Raw genomic sequence first — 14,431 nt, forward strand, 5'->3', positions numbered from 1 at the left:
CGAGTCTAGCCAGCACCCGGGCGGCGGCGGAGGGGTTCCGTCCGCTCACGCGGGCAGGTACCCGCCGTCGCGCAGGTCGCCGACGAAGGCCGTCCAGGCGAGGTAGGCGATCACCGCGAGGACGATCGCGAGGTAGCCCAGCACGAAGCCGGCGACCGCGAGACCGCGGCCGCGCTGTCCGGAGCGTCGGGCCTGGGCGAAGCCGATGTGGCCGAGGACGATGGCGGCGGGCGCCAGCCCCAGCAGTCCGCACACCAGAGCCGCGACCGCGAGCGGATTCATCGGCGGGCGGCGGGGCGGGAGACCGGGGTAGGGATCGGCGGCGGCCGTCGGCGGCGGGTAGGCCGCCGACGGCTCGCCGAGCGGAGGGGCGAACGGCGCGGGCGCCGGTCCGGTCTGCGGTCCGGGCGCGGTGTCGTCGGTCACGGTGTCCTCCTGGTGGTGCGGGCGCCCCCGAGCCTCGGAGGCGTGTCGATCAGTACCCGGTCGAGGGCATGGTCGCCGCGATCGAGAAGAGCGCGACGAACGAGATGATGGTGATGATGATCGCGACGAAGCCGATGATGACGGCGGCGAGGGCGAGGCCGCGGCCCTTCTCCCCCGTGCGCTTGATCTGCGACAGGGCGATGAAGCCCAGCACGATGCCCACGATGGAGACGAAGAACGAGGCGATGAAGCCGATGATCGCCAGGATGTTGTAGCGGTCGGACGCGGGCGTGTACGGAGTGGTCATGGAATCCCCCAGGGTCAGGAACGAGCGGATGCGGCCAAGAGTGGCAGTGGCACGATCCGCCTGTCAAAAAGCTGGACGGCGCTTGCGCGGCCCGGCCGCCGCCCGGTAGAGGCCTCAGCGGACCTGGATCTCGGTGACCGGGAGGGTCGAGTCGGCCCCGAAGCCGAGCCCCGACGGCGGATGCCCCGCCTCGATCAGCTGCGCCGCCAGTGCGGCGATCATCGCGCCGTTGTCGGTGCAGAGCGAGAGCGCCGGGATCCGCAGGGTCACTCCCGCGGCCGCGCACCGCTCCTCCGCCAGCGCGCGCACCCGGGCGTTCGCGACCACGCCGCCGCCGAGCAGGAGGCGCGGCACGCCCCGGTCGCGGCAGGCGGCGAGCGCCTTCGTGAGCAGGACGTCGGCGACCGCCTCGCGGAAGCCCGCCGCGACGTCGGCCACGGGCACCTCCTCCCCCGCGTCCTGGCGCTTCTCGACCCAGCGGGCGACCGCGGTCTTCAGCCCCGAGAACGAGAAGTCGTAGCGGTGGCGCTCGAGGTCCTTCGGCAGGCTGAGCCCGCGGGGGAAGCGGATCGCCTTCGGGTCCCCGTCCGCCGCCACCCGGTCGATCTGCGGTCCGCCCGGATAGGGCAGGCCCAGGACTCGCGCCACCTTGTCGAAGGCCTCGCCGGCGGCGTCGTCGATGGTCTCGCCGAGCAGCTCGACGTCCGACACCAGATCGCGCACGTGCAGGAGCGAGGTGTGCCCGCCCGAGACCAGCAGCGCGATCGTCGGCACCTCGACGGGGCTGCCCTCGCTGCCGTCTGCACGGAGGACGTCGGCTCCCACGTGGCCGACGAGGTGGTTCACGGCGTAGAGCGGCAGGCCGAGCGAGACGGCGAGCGCCTTCGCCGCTCCGACGCCGACCATGAGGGCGCCCGAGAGCCCCGGTCCGCTGGTGACCGCGATCGCGTCCAGGTCGCCGAGCGCGACACCGGCCTCGGAGAGCGCCGCGTGCAGGGCGGGCTCGAGCGCCTCCAGGTGCGCCCGGGCGGCCACCTCGGGCACGACGCCGCCGTAGCGGGCGTGCTCCTCCATCGAGGAGGCGATGGTGTTCGAGAGAAGCGTCGTGCCGCGGACGATGCCGATCCCCGTCTCGTCGCAGCTGGTCTCGATGCCGAGGACGAGGGGTCCGGTGCTCACGGGGTCTCCTGGGTCGGGGTCCGCGGCCGGCGCATCACGATCGCGTCCACTCCGTCGGGCTGGTAGTAGGCGGGGCGGACGCCGATCTCCTCGAAGCCCTCCGAGCGGTAGAGGGTCTGCGCGGCGGGGTTGTCGGCGCGGACCTCGAGGAAGACCTCGCGGGCGCCGCGTTCGCCGGCCGCCTCGAGGAGCGCGCGCAGCAGTCGGCGGCCGAGGCCGGTGCGGCGGACCCGGGCGACGACCGCGATCGTCTGCACGTCGCCCTCGTGGGCGCCGACGGGGCAGAGGAGCCCGGCGTAGCCGACCACCTCGCCGTCCTGCTCGGCGACCAGGTACCGGGTGTGACGGCTCCGGATCTCCTCCGCCATCATCCCGCGCGACCAGGCGTCGCCGGCGAACTCGGACTCCTCTATCGCCATGACCGCGTCGAGGTCGTCCGCCTGCGCGTCGCGGAGCACGGCCTCGCTCATGCTGTCACCCGCTTGGGGCCGGCCGACAGCGTGACGTCGGGCGAGCGGAGGTAGAGGGGCTCGTCCGCGACACCGGGCCGGCCGGCCGCGCGCAGGCGGGCGGCCACGACTCCGAGCTCGCCGGCGGAGACCGATTCGGCCTCCAGGCGCGGGAGCTCCGGATGCGGGAGGGCCGGCGGCTTGTCCAGGCCCGGGCCGGCGAGGCGGACGGGGAGCCCCTGATCGTCGAGCCCGTCGTAGGCGCTCCAGTACAGCTCTCGGCGGCGGGCGTCGGTGACGACGAGGAAGCCCGCGGCGCGCCCGTGCCGCAGCGCGGCGAGCGCGATCGCGTCGTGCGAGACGACGGGGAGGGTGGGGACGCCGCGGCCGAGCGCGAAGGCCCGGGCGGCGGCGATCCCGACCCGGAGGCCGGTGAAGGGGCCGGGGCCCATGCCCACGGCGACCGCCTCGATGCCCCCGGGAGCCACGTCGGCCGCCTCGAGCGCCTCCTGGATCAGCCGGCCGACCACCTCCGCGTGGCGCATGGTGTCGGTCTCGGTGCGCTCCGAGCGCACGGCGCCCGCGGAGTCGACGACGGCGACGGAGGTTCCGGAGGAGGTGTCGATCGCGAGGAGCACGCGTCCAGGGTACCCGCGGGCTCAGCTCCAGCCGGTGCCGCGGAAGCGGACGGTCCGCGGCTCGATCGGCTCCTCGCCCTCCTCGGCGTCGGAGCCGGCGGTCGGCCGCTCGATGACCACGTCGAGCCAGGACTCCGCGACGCCGTCCAGCATCCCGGCGCCCCACTCCACGACGACCACCGAGCGCGCCGGATCGAGGTCGAGGTCGTCGAGCTCGACCGGCGAGCCCACGCGGTAGGCGTCGACGTGCACGAGCGGCGGCCCGTCGTGCAGCGGCGGGTGCGTCCGCGCGATCACGAAGGTGGGGCTCGTCACGGGACCCCGCACGTCGAGGCCCTCGCCGAGCCCGCGCGTGAAGGTCGTCTTGCCCGCGCCGAGCGGCCCGGTCAGCACCAGCAGGTCGCCGGCGCGCAGCACTCGGCCGAGCTCGCGGCCGAGCTCCGCCATGGCCTCCGGATCGGCGACCTCGACGACGCGGTCCGCGAACCAGGAGCGCTCAGGCACGGCCGTCCGCCGCGCTCAGCAGCCGCCGCTGGACGCGCGGCCCGAGCCGGGTGACCAGCTCGTAGTTGATGGTGCCGCACCACCGCGCCCACTCGTCGACCGAGGGGACGCCGGTCGTCGGGTCGCCCCAGAGCGTCACCGGGTCGCCCGTCGCGACGCTCGCATCCCCCACGTCGACGACGAACTGGTCCATCGCGACCCGCCCGGCGATCCGATGGCGGCGGCCGCCGATCGAGACCTCCGCGACACCGGAGGCGCTCCGCGGGATGCCGTCCGCGTAGCCGAACGGCACGAGCGCGAGGGTCGTCCCGCCCTCGGCCCGCCAGGTGTAGTCGTAGCTCACGCCGGTCCCGTGGGGCACCCGGCGGACGCCGGCGACGCGGCCCTGCAGCGTCATCGCCGGGACGAGCCCGAGCTGGAGCGAGGTCTCGTCCTCGAACGGCGAGAGTCCGTAGAGGGCGATGCCGCTGCGCACCATGTCGAGGCGTGCTTCCGGGAGGCGCAGCGCCGCCGCCGTCGCCGCGAGGTGCAGGACCGGCGCCTGCACCCCGTGCGCGGCCAGCACGGCCTCGGCGCGGCGGAGGAGCGCGAGCTGGGCGAGGTCGTCCTCGCGCGAGGTGTTGGACAGGTGCGAGAACAGCCCGGTGAGGTGGACGGTGCCGCGAGCGCTGTGACGGGCGAGCGACTCCGCCAGGTGCGGCCACTCCTCCTCCGCGGCGCCGTTGCGGCTGAGGCCCGTGTCGACCTTGAGCTGCACGGCCGCGCGCACGCCGCGGTCCTCCGCCGACTGCGCGAGCGTGTCGAGCTGGTCGACCGAGGAGACGGCGACGTCGATCGAGTGCTCGAGCGCCGCGTCGAAGTCCTCGCCGGGGTCGTGCAGCCAGCAGAGGATCGGAGCGACGACGCCTGCCTCGCGCAGGGCCACGGCCTCCCGCAGCTCCGCGGTGCCGAGGGCGTCCGCGCCGCCGTCGAGCGCCGCCTGCGCCGCGGCCAGGGCGCCGTGCCCGTAGCCGTTGGCCTTGACGACGGCCATGAGCCGTCGGGCACCGGTGAGCTCGCGCAGACGCGCGGCGTTCGCCACCATCGCGTCGACGTCGATCACCGCCTCGCGGTACGACGCGGGGACGCTCACGACTCCGCCACCACGAACGCGCAGGCCACGCCCGCGTCGTGCGTCATCGAGAGGTGCACGCGCGTGATCCCGCGCGCCTCCGCGGCCGCCCGGGCCGGGCCGTGCAGCGCGAAGGACGGATTCCCGTGCTCGTCCCGCTCGACGACCATGTCGTGCCAGCGGGCGCCCACGGAGTCGCCGAGCGCCTTGATCAGCGCCTCCTTGGCGGCGAAGCGGCCCGCCAGCGAGGCGACGGGGAGCGAGCGTTCGCTCTCGGCGAACAGCCGGTCGCGGAGACGGGGCGTGCGCGTCAGCGAGCGCTCGAAGCGCGCGAGGTCCACGACGTCCACCCCGATCCCCACGATCACGGCTCGATCACTCGACCGTGACCGACTTGGCGAGATTGCGCGGCTGGTCGACGTCGAGGCCCTTGGCGGCGGCGAGCTCCATCGCGAACATCTGCAGCGGGGTGACGGCGAGCAGCGGCTCGAACAGCGGGTCGGCGAGCGGGATCGGCACGACCTCGTCGGCGATCTGGATCGCGGCCGTGTCGCCCTGCTCCGCGATCGCGATGACGCGGGCGCCGCGGGCCTTGATCTCCTGGATGTTCGAGATCACCTTGCGCTGCAGCTCGTACGACTCGCTCGGGCTCGGCACGATCACGAACACGACTTGGCCCGGCTCGATCAGCGCGATCGGGCCGTGCTTGAGCTCGCCCGCCGCGAAGCCCTCGGCGTGGATGTAGGCGAGCTCCTTGAGCTTCAGCGCGCCCTCGAGCGCCACCGGGTAGCCGACGTGGCGGCCGAGGAACAGCACCGCACGGGTGTCGGCCATCCAGCCCGCCAGCTGAGCGATGTCGTCGGAGGCGTCGAGCACGCGGGAGAGCTTCTCCGGGATCGCGGCGAGCTGGGCCGCCTGCGAGGCGACGAGCTCGGTGGAGGCGGCACCGCGCACCGCGGCCAGGTGCAGCCCGAAGAGGTAGAGCGCCGCGATCTGGGCGACGAAGGCCTTGGTCGAGGCGACCGCCACCTCCGGGCCCGCGTGCGTGTAGAGCACGGCGTCCGACTCGCGTGGGATCGTCGCGCCCTGGGTGTTGCAGACCGAGAGCGTCTTGGCGCCGTGCTCGCGGGCGTACTTGACCGCCATCAGCGTGTCCATCGTCTCGCCGGACTGGCTGATCGAGACGACGAGGGTGCGCGGGGTGAGCACCGGGTCGCGGTAGCGGAACTCGTGGCTGAGCTCGACCTCGACGGGGACGCGCGCCCATTTCTCGATCGCGTACTTGGCGACCATGCCCGAGTAGGCGGCCGTGCCGCAGGCGATGATCGTGATGCGGTCGATCTCCGTCAGCACCGGACCGAGCGCGTCGAGCTCGGGCAGCGTGATCGCGCCCTCGTGGATGCGGCCGCGGAGCGTGTTCGCGACGGCCTCGGGGCCCTCGGTGATCTCCTTCGCCATGAAGCTCGACCAGCCGCCCTTCTCGGACGCCGACGCGTCCCAGGCGATCTCGAACGGCTCGGTCTCGACGGGGTTGCCGAAGAAGTCGGTCACCGTGACGAGCTCCGGGGTGATCGTGACGATCTGGTCCTGGCCGATGGCGACCGCGCGGCGGGTGAACTCGACGAACGCCGCGACGTCGGAGCCGAGGAAGTTCTCCCCGTCGCCCAGGCCGATCACGAGCGGCGAGTTGCGGCGCGCGCCGACGACCACGCCGGGCTGGTCCTGGTGCAGGGCGAGCAAAGTGAACGCGCCCTCGAGGTGCGCGACGACGGCCTGGAAGGCGAGCACGAGGTCGCCGGTGCGGCGGTACTCGCGGGCGATCAGGTGCGCGGCGACCTCGGTGTCGGTCTCGCTCTCGAAGACGGCGCCCTCGGCGAGCAGCTGCTCCTTGAGCGGCTGGAAGTTCTCGATGATGCCGTTGTGGATGACGGCGAGCCTGCCCTCGTCCGCGAGGTGGGGGTGGGCGTTGCGGTCGGTCGGGCCGCCGTGCGTCGCCCAGCGGGTGTGGCCGATGCCCGTGGTGCCCTCGGCCAGCGGGTGCGCCTCGAGGTCGTCGACCAGGACGCTGAGCTTGCCCGAGCGCTTGCGGCTGTCGAGCTGCCCGTCGGCGTCGATCACGGCCACGCCGGCCGAGTCGTAGCCGCGGTACTCCAGACGCTTCAGGCCCCCGAGCAGCACGGCCAGGCTGTCGCGCTCACCGACGTATCCAACGATTCCACACATGCGCTCGATTCTAAGCGGCGCGGAGGCGCCTCCCGCGGCGTCGGGCACCCGGCGGGGCGGACGCTAGGATCGGTCCCCATGCCGTCGTCTCCTCGCGATCCCGCGCGCGACGCGCACCCCTCCCCCTTCGTCGAGATCGTCCGCTCCGACTGGGCCGAGCTCGCCCGCACCACGGAGCTGCCGCTGTCGGAGACCGAGGTCGTGCAGCTGCGGGGGCTGGGCGACCGGCTGAGCCTCACCGAGGTCGCGGAGGTCTACCTGCCGCTCTCGCGCCTGCTGAGCCTGTACGCCGGTGGCGCGCGGCACCTGCACCGCGCGACGAGCACGTTCCTCGGGGAGCGCGCGCAGCCGACTCCGTTCGTGATCGGCGTCGCGGGGTCGGTCGCGGTGGGCAAGTCGACGATCGCGCGCCTGCTGCGGGAGCTGCTCGCCCGCTGGGAGGACACGCCCCGCGTCGAGCTGGTGACCACCGACGGCTTCCTGCTGCCCAACCGCGAGCTGGAGCGCCGCGGTCTGATGAGCCGCAAGGGCTTCCCCGAGTCGTACGACCGGCGCGCGCTGCTGCGCTTCGTCTCGGAGGTGAAGGGCGGGGCCGCGGAGGTGCGCGCGCCGTTCTACTCGCACCTCTCCTACGACATCGTCCCCGACGCCGAGATCGTCGTGCGGCGGCCGGACGTGCTGATCGTCGAGGGCCTGAACGTGCTGCAGCCGCCGGTGCCCGGTCACGGCCTGGCGGTGAGCGACCTGTTCGACTTCACCGTCTACGTCGACGCCCGGACCAGCGACATCGCGCGCTGGTACGAGGAGCGCTTCCTCACCCTGCAGCAGGGCGCGTTCGCCAATCCGAACTCCTACTTCCACCGCTACGCGGCGCTCAGCCCGGACGAGGCCCGCGAGCGAGCGCGGAGCATCTGGGCCGCGATCAACGAGCCGAACCTGCTGCAGAACGTGCGCCCCACCCGCTCCCGCGCGAGCCTGGTCCTCCGCAAGCAGGCCGACCACACCGTCTCCTCGGTCCTCCTCCGCAAGATCTGACCGCGCCCTCGGTCGCTGTTCGCCGCCGCGCGCACCGCGCAGCCACCGACCTCGAACCCCTTCACCGCACGATCGGCGCAGGCTCGCCACCACCCACGAGCCGTCAGCGTGAATCGCGTGCCAAGCGATTCACGCGCGGCGAACGCGACCCGCTCCACCCAGCGCGACCACCTCGCGAAGCCGACCGCGAGGGGCCGCGCAGGGAGCGGCCCCGCAACGAACACCGCCGCGTGCCCAGCGATTCCCGCGCGGCGAACGCGCCCCGCTCCACCCATCGCAACCACCTCGCGAAGCCGACCGCGAGGGGCCGCGCAGGGAGCGGCCCAACCCACGAGCCGTCGTGGGAATCGCGTGCCAAGCGATTCACCCGCGGCGAACGCGCCCCGCTCCACCCATCGCAACCACCTCGCGAAGCCGACCGCGAGGGGCCGCGCAGGGAGCGGCCCCTCAACGAACACAGCCGCGTGCCAAGCGATTCCCGCGCGGCGAACGCACCCCGCTCCACCCATCGCGACCACCTCTCCAGGCCGACCGCGAGGAGCCGCGCAGGGAGCGGCTCCTTAAGAACGCAGCCGCTCGAGCACGACCGCGGCGAGCGATTCGGCGAGGCGGTCGGCCGTCTCCTGCGTCTTCGCCTCGACCATGACGCGCACCATCGGCTCCGTGCCGGAGGGGCGCAGGAGCACGCGCCCGTCGCTGCCGAGCTCGGCGGTGGCGTCGGCGACGGCGGAGGCGATGACCTCGTCGTCGCGGACGCCCTCGCGGTCGACGCCGCGCACGTTGAGGAGGGTCTGCGGGAAGACGGACATGACGGCGGCCAGGTCGGCGATCGTGCGTCCGGTCCGGGCCATCTCGGCCGCGAGCTGGAGGCCGGTGAGCACGCCGTCGCCGGTGGTGGCGTAGCGGCTCATGATGACGTGGCCGGACTGCTCCCCGCCGAGCGAGTAGCCGCCGTCGTTCATCGCCTCGAGGACGTAGCGGTCGCCGACCGCGGTCTCGATGACGCGGATGCCGGCGTCGCGCATGGCGAGCTTGAGGCCGAGGTTGCTCATGACGGTGGCCACGAGGACGTCGTCGCGGAGGGCGCCGCGGCGGGCCATGGCTGTCGCGAGGATCGCCATGATCTGGTCGCCGTCGACGATGCGGCCCTCGGCGTCCACCGCGAGGCAGCGGTCGGCGTCGCCGTCGTGGGCGATGCCGATGTCGGCGCCGGCCGCGCGGACGGCGTCGGCGACGTTGTCGAGGTGGGTGGAGCCCACTCCGTCGTTGATGTTGAGGCCGTCGGGGTCGTTGCCGATGACGGTGACGGTCGCTCCGGCGTCGGTGAACACCTGGGGCGAGATGCCGGCGGCGGCGCCGTGCGCGCAGTCGATGACCACGTGCAGGCCGTCGAGACGGGTGCCCTCGAGGGATCCGAGCAGGTGGAGGACGTAACGGTCCTCCGCGTCGGAGAAGCGGGTGATGCGGCCGACGTCGGCCCCGGTCGGCGTGAGCGGGGGGACGCCGAGGGCCGCTTCGATGCGGTTCTCGAGCTCGTCCGGGAGCTTGCGTCCGCCGGCGGCGAAGAACTTGATGCCGTTGTCGGCGGCGGGGTTGTGCGAGGCCGAGATCATCACGCCGAAGTCGGCGTTCTCGTCGGCGATGAGGTAGGCGGTGGCGGGCGTCGGGATGACGCCCGCGTCGAGCACGTCGACTCCCGCGCTCGCGAGACCCGCCGCGACCGCGGCTCCGATGAACTGACCGGAGATGCGGGGGTCGCGGGCGAGCACGGCGACGGGCCGACGGCCCTCGGCCCGGGCGGCCGCTCCGAGTACACGGGCGGCCGCCTGGGCGAGGCCGAGAGCCAGGTCGGCCGTGACCTCGCGATTAGCGAGGCCACGGACGCCGTCTGTTCCGAACAGGCGCGGCATGGTGCGCAGTCCCTTCTCGAGCTGCTGGTCGTGCGGCCGTCAGGCCGCGTCGACTAGCGCTTCGAGAACTGGGACGCCTTGCGGGCCTTCTTGAGACCGGCCTTCTTGCGCTCGATGACGCGGGCGTCGCGGGTCAGGAAGCCCGCCTTCTTCAGGATCGCGCGGTTGTTCTCGCGGTCGATCTCGTTGAGGGCACGGGCGATGGCGAGGCGCAGCGCGCCGGCCTGGCCGGAGGGGCCGCCGCCGGTGATCTTGGCGACCACGTCGTAGGAGCCGATCAGGTCGAGCACCTTGAAGGGGTCGGTGATCAGCTGCTGGTGCAGCTTGTTGGGGAAGTACTCCGCGAACTCGCGGGCGTTGACGGTCATGCCGCCGTTGCCGGGGACGAGGCGCACGCGGGCGATGGCCTGCTTGCGTCGGCCCACGGCTGCGCCGGAGACGTTGAGGACGGCGCGGGGCGTCGTGGACGCCTCGGTGGCCGGGCTTTCGGTGGAGTAGCTCTCGGGAGCCACGTCGATCTGGTCTGCGATCTTCGCCACGGTGTAGGTGATCCTTTGTCTTCGAAGTCTGGGGTGTCGGGGAGGGCCGGAGCCTACTGGGCGACCTGGGTGAAGGCGTACGCCTGCGGCTGCTGGGCCGCGTGGGGGTGCTCGGATCCCGTGTAGACCTTCAGCTTGCGCAGCTGGGCGCGGCCGAGGGAGTTCTTGGGGAGCATGCCGCGGATGGCCTTCTCGACGGCGCGGACCGGGTTCTTCTCGAGGAGCTCGGCGTACGTGGTGGCCGAGAGGCCGCCCGGGTAGCCGGAGTGGCGGTAGGCCTTCTTCTGGAGGAGCTTCTGGCCGGTGAGGGCGACCTTCTCCGCGTTGACGATGATGACGAAGTCGCCCATGTCCATGTGCGGCGCGAAGGTGGCCTTGTGCTTGCCGCGCAGGAGCGCCGCGGCGTGGGTGGCGAGACGGCCGAGCACGACGTCGGACGCGTCGATGACGATCCAGTCGTGCTGGACGTCAGCCGGCTTCGGAGAAAAAGTGCGAGTCACGTGAGTGCTGCTTTCTGGTCGGAGTGAGGTGTTCGTGGATCCCGCTCCGTGGCCGTTCGACCCTCGAGGGGGACGAACCGATCCGGTGGAGGGCTCAACTTCGGGCGCTCGGCACACGGCCGAAAACACCAAGGGTCGACGTTACAGCAAAGCCCCCGTGCGGCCAAGCACGGATCGTGGCGGCAGGGGCTCCGGCGGCGGGAGGTGCGACCCGAGCCGCCACGGGTCGCGGGGCGCGGGCGCGCGCCCTCGCCTCACTCCGAGTCCTCCGGGTCCGGCCCCTCGGTCCGCACGGTGCGCTTCGCGCGGGTGAGCAGGGCCCGCTCGGCGAGCGCGTCGTCCTCGGGGTAGTCGACCTCGCGGAGGATGAGGCCGCGGGCCGGCATCACCGCGAACGCGTTGGTCCGTCGGGCGGCGTCCCGCAGCAGCGGGACCGCCCCCGCCTCGAGCTTCCCGGCGCCGACCGCGACGCACGCCCCCACGAGGGCCCGCACCATGCTGTGGCAGAAGGCGTCCGCGCGCAGGTGGGCGTGCAGGACTCCGTCGGCGTCGCGCTCCCAGGTGAAGTCGAGCAGGCTCCGGATGGTGGTGGCCCCTGCGCGGGCACGGCAGAACGACGCGTAGTCGTGCAGGCCCAGGAGCGAGCGGGCCGCGGCCGTCATCGCGTCGAGGTCGAGGGAGTCGGTGATCCAGGTGGTGTACGTGCGGTCGAGCGGGTGGCGCATCGAGGAGGCGTCGGCCAGCCGGTACTCGTACCGACGCCAGCGCGCCGAGAACCGCGCGTCGAACCCCTCCGGCGCCTCCGTCACCCGGTGCACCGAGACGTCGGTGTACTGCCCGAGGATCCCGCGGAGCCGCCGCTCCAGGATCGACGCGGGCGGGAACGGCTCCTCCCCCGGTCGGCGCCTGCCGCTGCTGATGCGGCCCCACTGCTCGGGGGTGAGGTCGACGTGGGCGACCTGGGCGCTGGCGTGCACGCCGACGTCGGTGCGCCCGGCGACCGTCACGGTCGGGTGCTGCTCGGAGCGCAGCACCAGGGCGAGCGACTCCTCGAGCACCCCCTGCACGGTGCGGAGGCCGGGCTGCTTGGCCCAGCCGGAGAAGTGCGAGCCGTCGTAGGCCAGGTCGAGGCGGACGCGGTGGAGCATCAGACGAGTCTAGAGCGCGCCGTGGTCGCGGCTCAGGCGACCGCGAGCGGGACGTCGACGGTCGCCAGGGCCGAGACCGCCCAGCCGACCAGCGTCGACTGCTCGCCGACCGAGGAGACGATCCGCGCCTCCCAGCCGCCTGCGAGCACGGCCAGCTCGGAGGGGGCGGAGGCGATGCCCTGCACCCAGTAGGCGGCCGTGCCCAGCGAGACCGGCACGGCGCCGAGCGCCTCGCCCGCACCGGTGAAGGTCTCGACGAGGGGCCCGCGGTGCAGCGTCAGCACGACGACCGGGTCGCCGCCGTCGACGGCGTAGGAGCACGTGTCTCCCGCGGCGGTGATCGACACGGTGCCCGCCGTCAGGCCGGCCTCCTGCTCGACGAGGGAGGCGGGGAGAGCGGTCGCGCAGTCCACGCCCTCGCTCGACGGCACGGAGGGCACGGAGGACACGGTCGGTGCGGCCGACGGCACCGGGGTCGTGCTCGCGAGGCCCGCCGATTCCGGCACGTCGATCACCTCGCCGGAGGCGCAGCCGCTCACTCCGGCCGCGAGTGCCAGGGCGAGGAGCGCCGCAGCGGCCGAGGAGCGCAGTCGCACAGGAGTCCTCCGAGGATCGTCGGGGCGGACCCCGGGAGCGCCGGTCGTGACGCGGCCGCACCCGACGAGCGCAGCCGTGCCATCGTAAGCGACGATTCGCGCGACTCGGCCCCGTGGAACGACGAGAGCCCCCCGCCCCGGAGGGGACGGAGGGCTCTCGGCAGAGGGGGCGTGACTACTTGGTCGCGCCGGTCTCCTCGACAGGAGCGTCCTGCGCGGCGTCCTCGACGGGAGCGTCCTGCACGGGCGCCTCCTCGACGGGGGTCTCCTCGGCAGTGGTCTCCTCGGCGGGGGCCTCGTCCACCGGAGCGGACACGGGCGCCGTGGCGGTGCGCGACTTCTTCGCCTTGGGCGTGACGGGCTCGAGGACGAGCTCGATCACGGCCATGGGCGCGTTGTCTCCCTTGCGGGGGCCGATCTTGGTGATGCGGGTGTAGCCGCCCTCGCGCTCGGCGACGAGCGGAGCGATCTCGGTGAAGAGCTCGTGGACGACCGACTTGTCACCGATCGTCGCGAGGACGCGACGGCGGGCGTGCAGGTCGCCGCGCTTGGCGAAGGTCACCAGGCGCTCGGCGAGCGGACGAAGGCGCTTGGCCTTGGTCTCGGTCGTCTTGATGCTCTTGTGCGTGAACAGGGCCGCGGCCAGGTTCGCCAGCAGCAGGCGCTCGTGTGCGGGTCCGCCTCCGAGGCGGGGGCCCTTGGTGGGCTTGGGCATGGGTTTACTCCAGTACTAAAGGGGTGTCAGCAGGTCGGACGCGAGGAGCCGGGGCTCCGGAGCGGAGGACCTAGATGCTCTCGTCGTCGTAGCTGTAGAAGTGGGCGCCGTCGAACCCGGGGACCGAGTCCTTGAGCGACAGGCCGAGCTCCGTCAGCTTCTCCTTGACCTCATCCACCGACTTCTGACCGAAGTTGCGGATGTTCATGAGCTGCGTCTCCGAGAGGGCGACGAGCTCATTGACGTTGTTGATGCCCTCGCGCTTGAGGCAGTTGTAGCTGCGCACCGAGAGGTCGAGGTCCTCGATGGGCATGGACAGCTCGGTCGAGAGGACCGCGTCGACCGGCGCGGGGCCGATCTCGATGCCCTCGGCCGCGTTGTTCAGCTCGCGGGCGAGACCGAACAGCTCGGTCAGCGTGCGTCCGGCGGAGGCGATGGCGTCGCGCGGCGAGATCGCGGCCTTCGTCTCCACGTCCACGACCAGACGGTCGAAGTCGGTGCGCTCGCCGGCACGGGTGGCCTCGACGCGGTAGGTGACCTTCAGCACGGGCGAGTAGATCGAGTCGACCGGGATCTGGCCGGCCTCGGAGAACTCGCTGCGGTTCTGGGTCGCCGAGACGTAGCCGCGGCCGCGCTCGATCGTGAGCTCGAGCTCGAACTTCGCCTTGTCGTTCAGCGTGGCGATGACGAGCTCCGGGTTGTGGATCTCGACACCGGCCGGAGCCGAGATGTCCGCGGCGGTGACCTGGCCGGCTCCCTGCTTGCGCAGGTAGGCGGTGATCGGCTCGTCGTGCTCGGAGGAGACGACGAGTCCCTTGATGTTCAGGATGATCTCGGTGACGTCCTCGCGGACACCCGGGACGGTCGTGAACTCGTGCAGGACTCCGTCGATCCGGATGCTGGTGACAGCGGCGCCGGGGATGGAGGACAGCAGGGTGCGACGCAGCGAGTTGCCGAGCGTGTAGCCGAAGCCGGGCTCGAGGGGCTCGATGACGAAGCGGGAACGGAACTCCGAGATGTTCTCCTCGGTGAGCGTCGGACGCTGTGCGATAAGCACTGATGATTCCTTTCGATCACGTGTCCGCTATATGACACGTGCGTTTGCGAGGTGTGGAGTTGTGAAAGAAATGCGCGATCCGCCGGTCGGCCGC

The 14,431-nt window shown here is 72.6% G+C and carries 17 protein-coding genes; 1 reads left to right on the forward strand and 16 read right to left on the reverse strand.

Going from position 1 to position 14,431, the window contains the following annotated elements:
• Positions 1-45: 45 nt before the first annotated feature.
• From GSU40_RS12410 to glmS, 9 genes are all read right to left on the reverse strand, one after another.
• Positions 46-426, reverse strand: coding sequence for a DUF4190 domain-containing protein (locus tag GSU40_RS12410; protein ID WP_104234159.1), 381 nt, complete (start codon positions 424-426; stop codon positions 46-48).
• A 49-nt stretch (positions 427-475) separates the two neighbouring features.
• A complete protein-coding gene (locus tag GSU40_RS12415; RefSeq protein WP_104225014.1) occupies positions 476-733 on the reverse strand; it encodes a DUF4190 domain-containing protein in 258 nt (85 codons plus the stop codon).
• A 114-nt stretch (positions 734-847) separates the two neighbouring features.
• Positions 848-1,912 carry a tRNA (adenosine(37)-N6)-threonylcarbamoyltransferase complex transferase subunit TsaD gene (gene tsaD, locus GSU40_RS12420; RefSeq protein ID WP_160035167.1) on the reverse strand — a complete coding sequence of 355 codons (1,065 nt, stop codon included), beginning with the start codon at positions 1,910-1,912 and terminating at the stop codon, positions 848-850.
• Positions 1,909-2,382 (reverse strand): ribosomal protein S18-alanine N-acetyltransferase, encoded by a 474-nt coding sequence (gene rimI, locus GSU40_RS12425; RefSeq protein WP_160035169.1) that lies wholly within the window; start codon positions 2,380-2,382, stop codon positions 1,909-1,911. The genes tsaD and rimI overlap by 4 nt, the downstream gene beginning before the upstream one ends.
• Positions 2,379-2,999: a tRNA (adenosine(37)-N6)-threonylcarbamoyltransferase complex dimerization subunit type 1 TsaB gene (gene tsaB / locus GSU40_RS12430; RefSeq protein ID WP_160035171.1), complete on the reverse strand. Its 621-nt coding sequence runs from the start codon at positions 2,997-2,999 to the stop codon at positions 2,379-2,381. Before tsaB ends, rimI begins: the two co-directional genes overlap by 4 nt.
• Before the next feature lie 21 nt (positions 3,000-3,020).
• A complete protein-coding gene (gene tsaE, locus GSU40_RS12435) occupies positions 3,021-3,503 on the reverse strand; it encodes a tRNA (adenosine(37)-N6)-threonylcarbamoyltransferase complex ATPase subunit type 1 TsaE (protein ID WP_258060630.1) in 483 nt (160 codons plus the stop codon).
• Positions 3,496-4,635 (reverse strand): alanine racemase, encoded by a 1,140-nt coding sequence (gene alr, locus GSU40_RS12440; RefSeq protein WP_104248198.1) that lies wholly within the window; start codon positions 4,633-4,635, stop codon positions 3,496-3,498. Before alr ends, tsaE begins: the two co-directional genes overlap by 8 nt.
• Positions 4,632-4,982 (reverse strand): holo-ACP synthase, encoded by a 351-nt coding sequence (locus GSU40_RS12445; protein ID WP_104225009.1) that lies wholly within the window; start codon positions 4,980-4,982, stop codon positions 4,632-4,634. The genes alr and GSU40_RS12445 overlap by 4 nt, the downstream gene beginning before the upstream one ends.
• 7 nt (positions 4,983-4,989) lie before the next feature.
• The gene (gene glmS / locus GSU40_RS12450) at positions 4,990-6,837 is read right to left on the reverse strand and encodes a glutamine--fructose-6-phosphate transaminase (isomerizing) (RefSeq protein WP_104227413.1); all 1,848 of its coding nucleotides are present in this window, start codon (positions 6,835-6,837) and stop codon (positions 4,990-4,992) included.
• Positions 6,838-6,915: 78 nt separating this feature from the next.
• Here glmS and coaA point away from each other — a divergent pair, with 78 nt between their 5' ends.
• Positions 6,916-7,872 carry a type I pantothenate kinase gene (gene coaA, locus GSU40_RS12455; RefSeq protein ID WP_104234153.1) on the forward strand — a complete coding sequence of 319 codons (957 nt, stop codon included), beginning with the start codon at positions 6,916-6,918 and terminating at the stop codon, positions 7,870-7,872.
• Between the two features lie 560 nt (positions 7,873-8,432).
• On the opposite strand, the gene glmM is transcribed toward coaA, so the two are convergent.
• From glmM to GSU40_RS12490, 7 genes are all read right to left on the reverse strand, one after another.
• Complete coding sequence (gene glmM / locus GSU40_RS12460; RefSeq protein ID WP_104251130.1) at positions 8,433-9,782, reverse strand: phosphoglucosamine mutase; 1,350 nt, start codon at positions 9,780-9,782, stop codon at positions 8,433-8,435.
• A gap of 53 nt (positions 9,783-9,835) precedes the next feature.
• Positions 9,836-10,321, reverse strand: a complete 486-nt coding sequence (gene rpsI, locus GSU40_RS12465) for a 30S ribosomal protein S9 (protein WP_104225004.1) — start codon at positions 10,319-10,321, stop codon at positions 9,836-9,838.
• Between the two features lie 53 nt (positions 10,322-10,374).
• Positions 10,375-10,821 (reverse strand): 50S ribosomal protein L13, encoded by a 447-nt coding sequence (gene rplM, locus GSU40_RS12470; RefSeq protein WP_104225003.1) that lies wholly within the window; start codon positions 10,819-10,821, stop codon positions 10,375-10,377.
• Between the two features lie 254 nt (positions 10,822-11,075).
• Positions 11,076-11,969 carry a tRNA pseudouridine synthase A gene (locus GSU40_RS12475; RefSeq protein ID WP_104238770.1) on the reverse strand — a complete coding sequence of 298 codons (894 nt, stop codon included), beginning with the start codon at positions 11,967-11,969 and terminating at the stop codon, positions 11,076-11,078.
• A gap of 32 nt (positions 11,970-12,001) precedes the next feature.
• Entirely contained in the window at positions 12,002-12,565 is a 564-nt protein-coding gene (locus GSU40_RS12480; protein WP_104251132.1) for a hypothetical protein, read from the reverse strand.
• 175 nt (positions 12,566-12,740) lie between these two features.
• Positions 12,741-13,280 carry a 50S ribosomal protein L17 gene (rplQ, locus tag GSU40_RS12485; RefSeq protein ID WP_104225000.1) on the reverse strand — a complete coding sequence of 180 codons (540 nt, stop codon included), beginning with the start codon at positions 13,278-13,280 and terminating at the stop codon, positions 12,741-12,743.
• A 70-nt stretch (positions 13,281-13,350) separates the two neighbouring features.
• The gene (locus tag GSU40_RS12490) at positions 13,351-14,337 is read right to left on the reverse strand and encodes a DNA-directed RNA polymerase subunit alpha (protein ID WP_104224999.1); all 987 of its coding nucleotides are present in this window, start codon (positions 14,335-14,337) and stop codon (positions 13,351-13,353) included.
• Between the last annotated feature and the right edge of the window lie 94 nt (positions 14,338-14,431).

Source organism: Rathayibacter sp. VKM Ac-2805 (genome assembly GCF_009834265.1).
Classification (GTDB): Bacteria; Actinomycetota; Actinomycetes; order Actinomycetales; family Microbacteriaceae; genus Rathayibacter.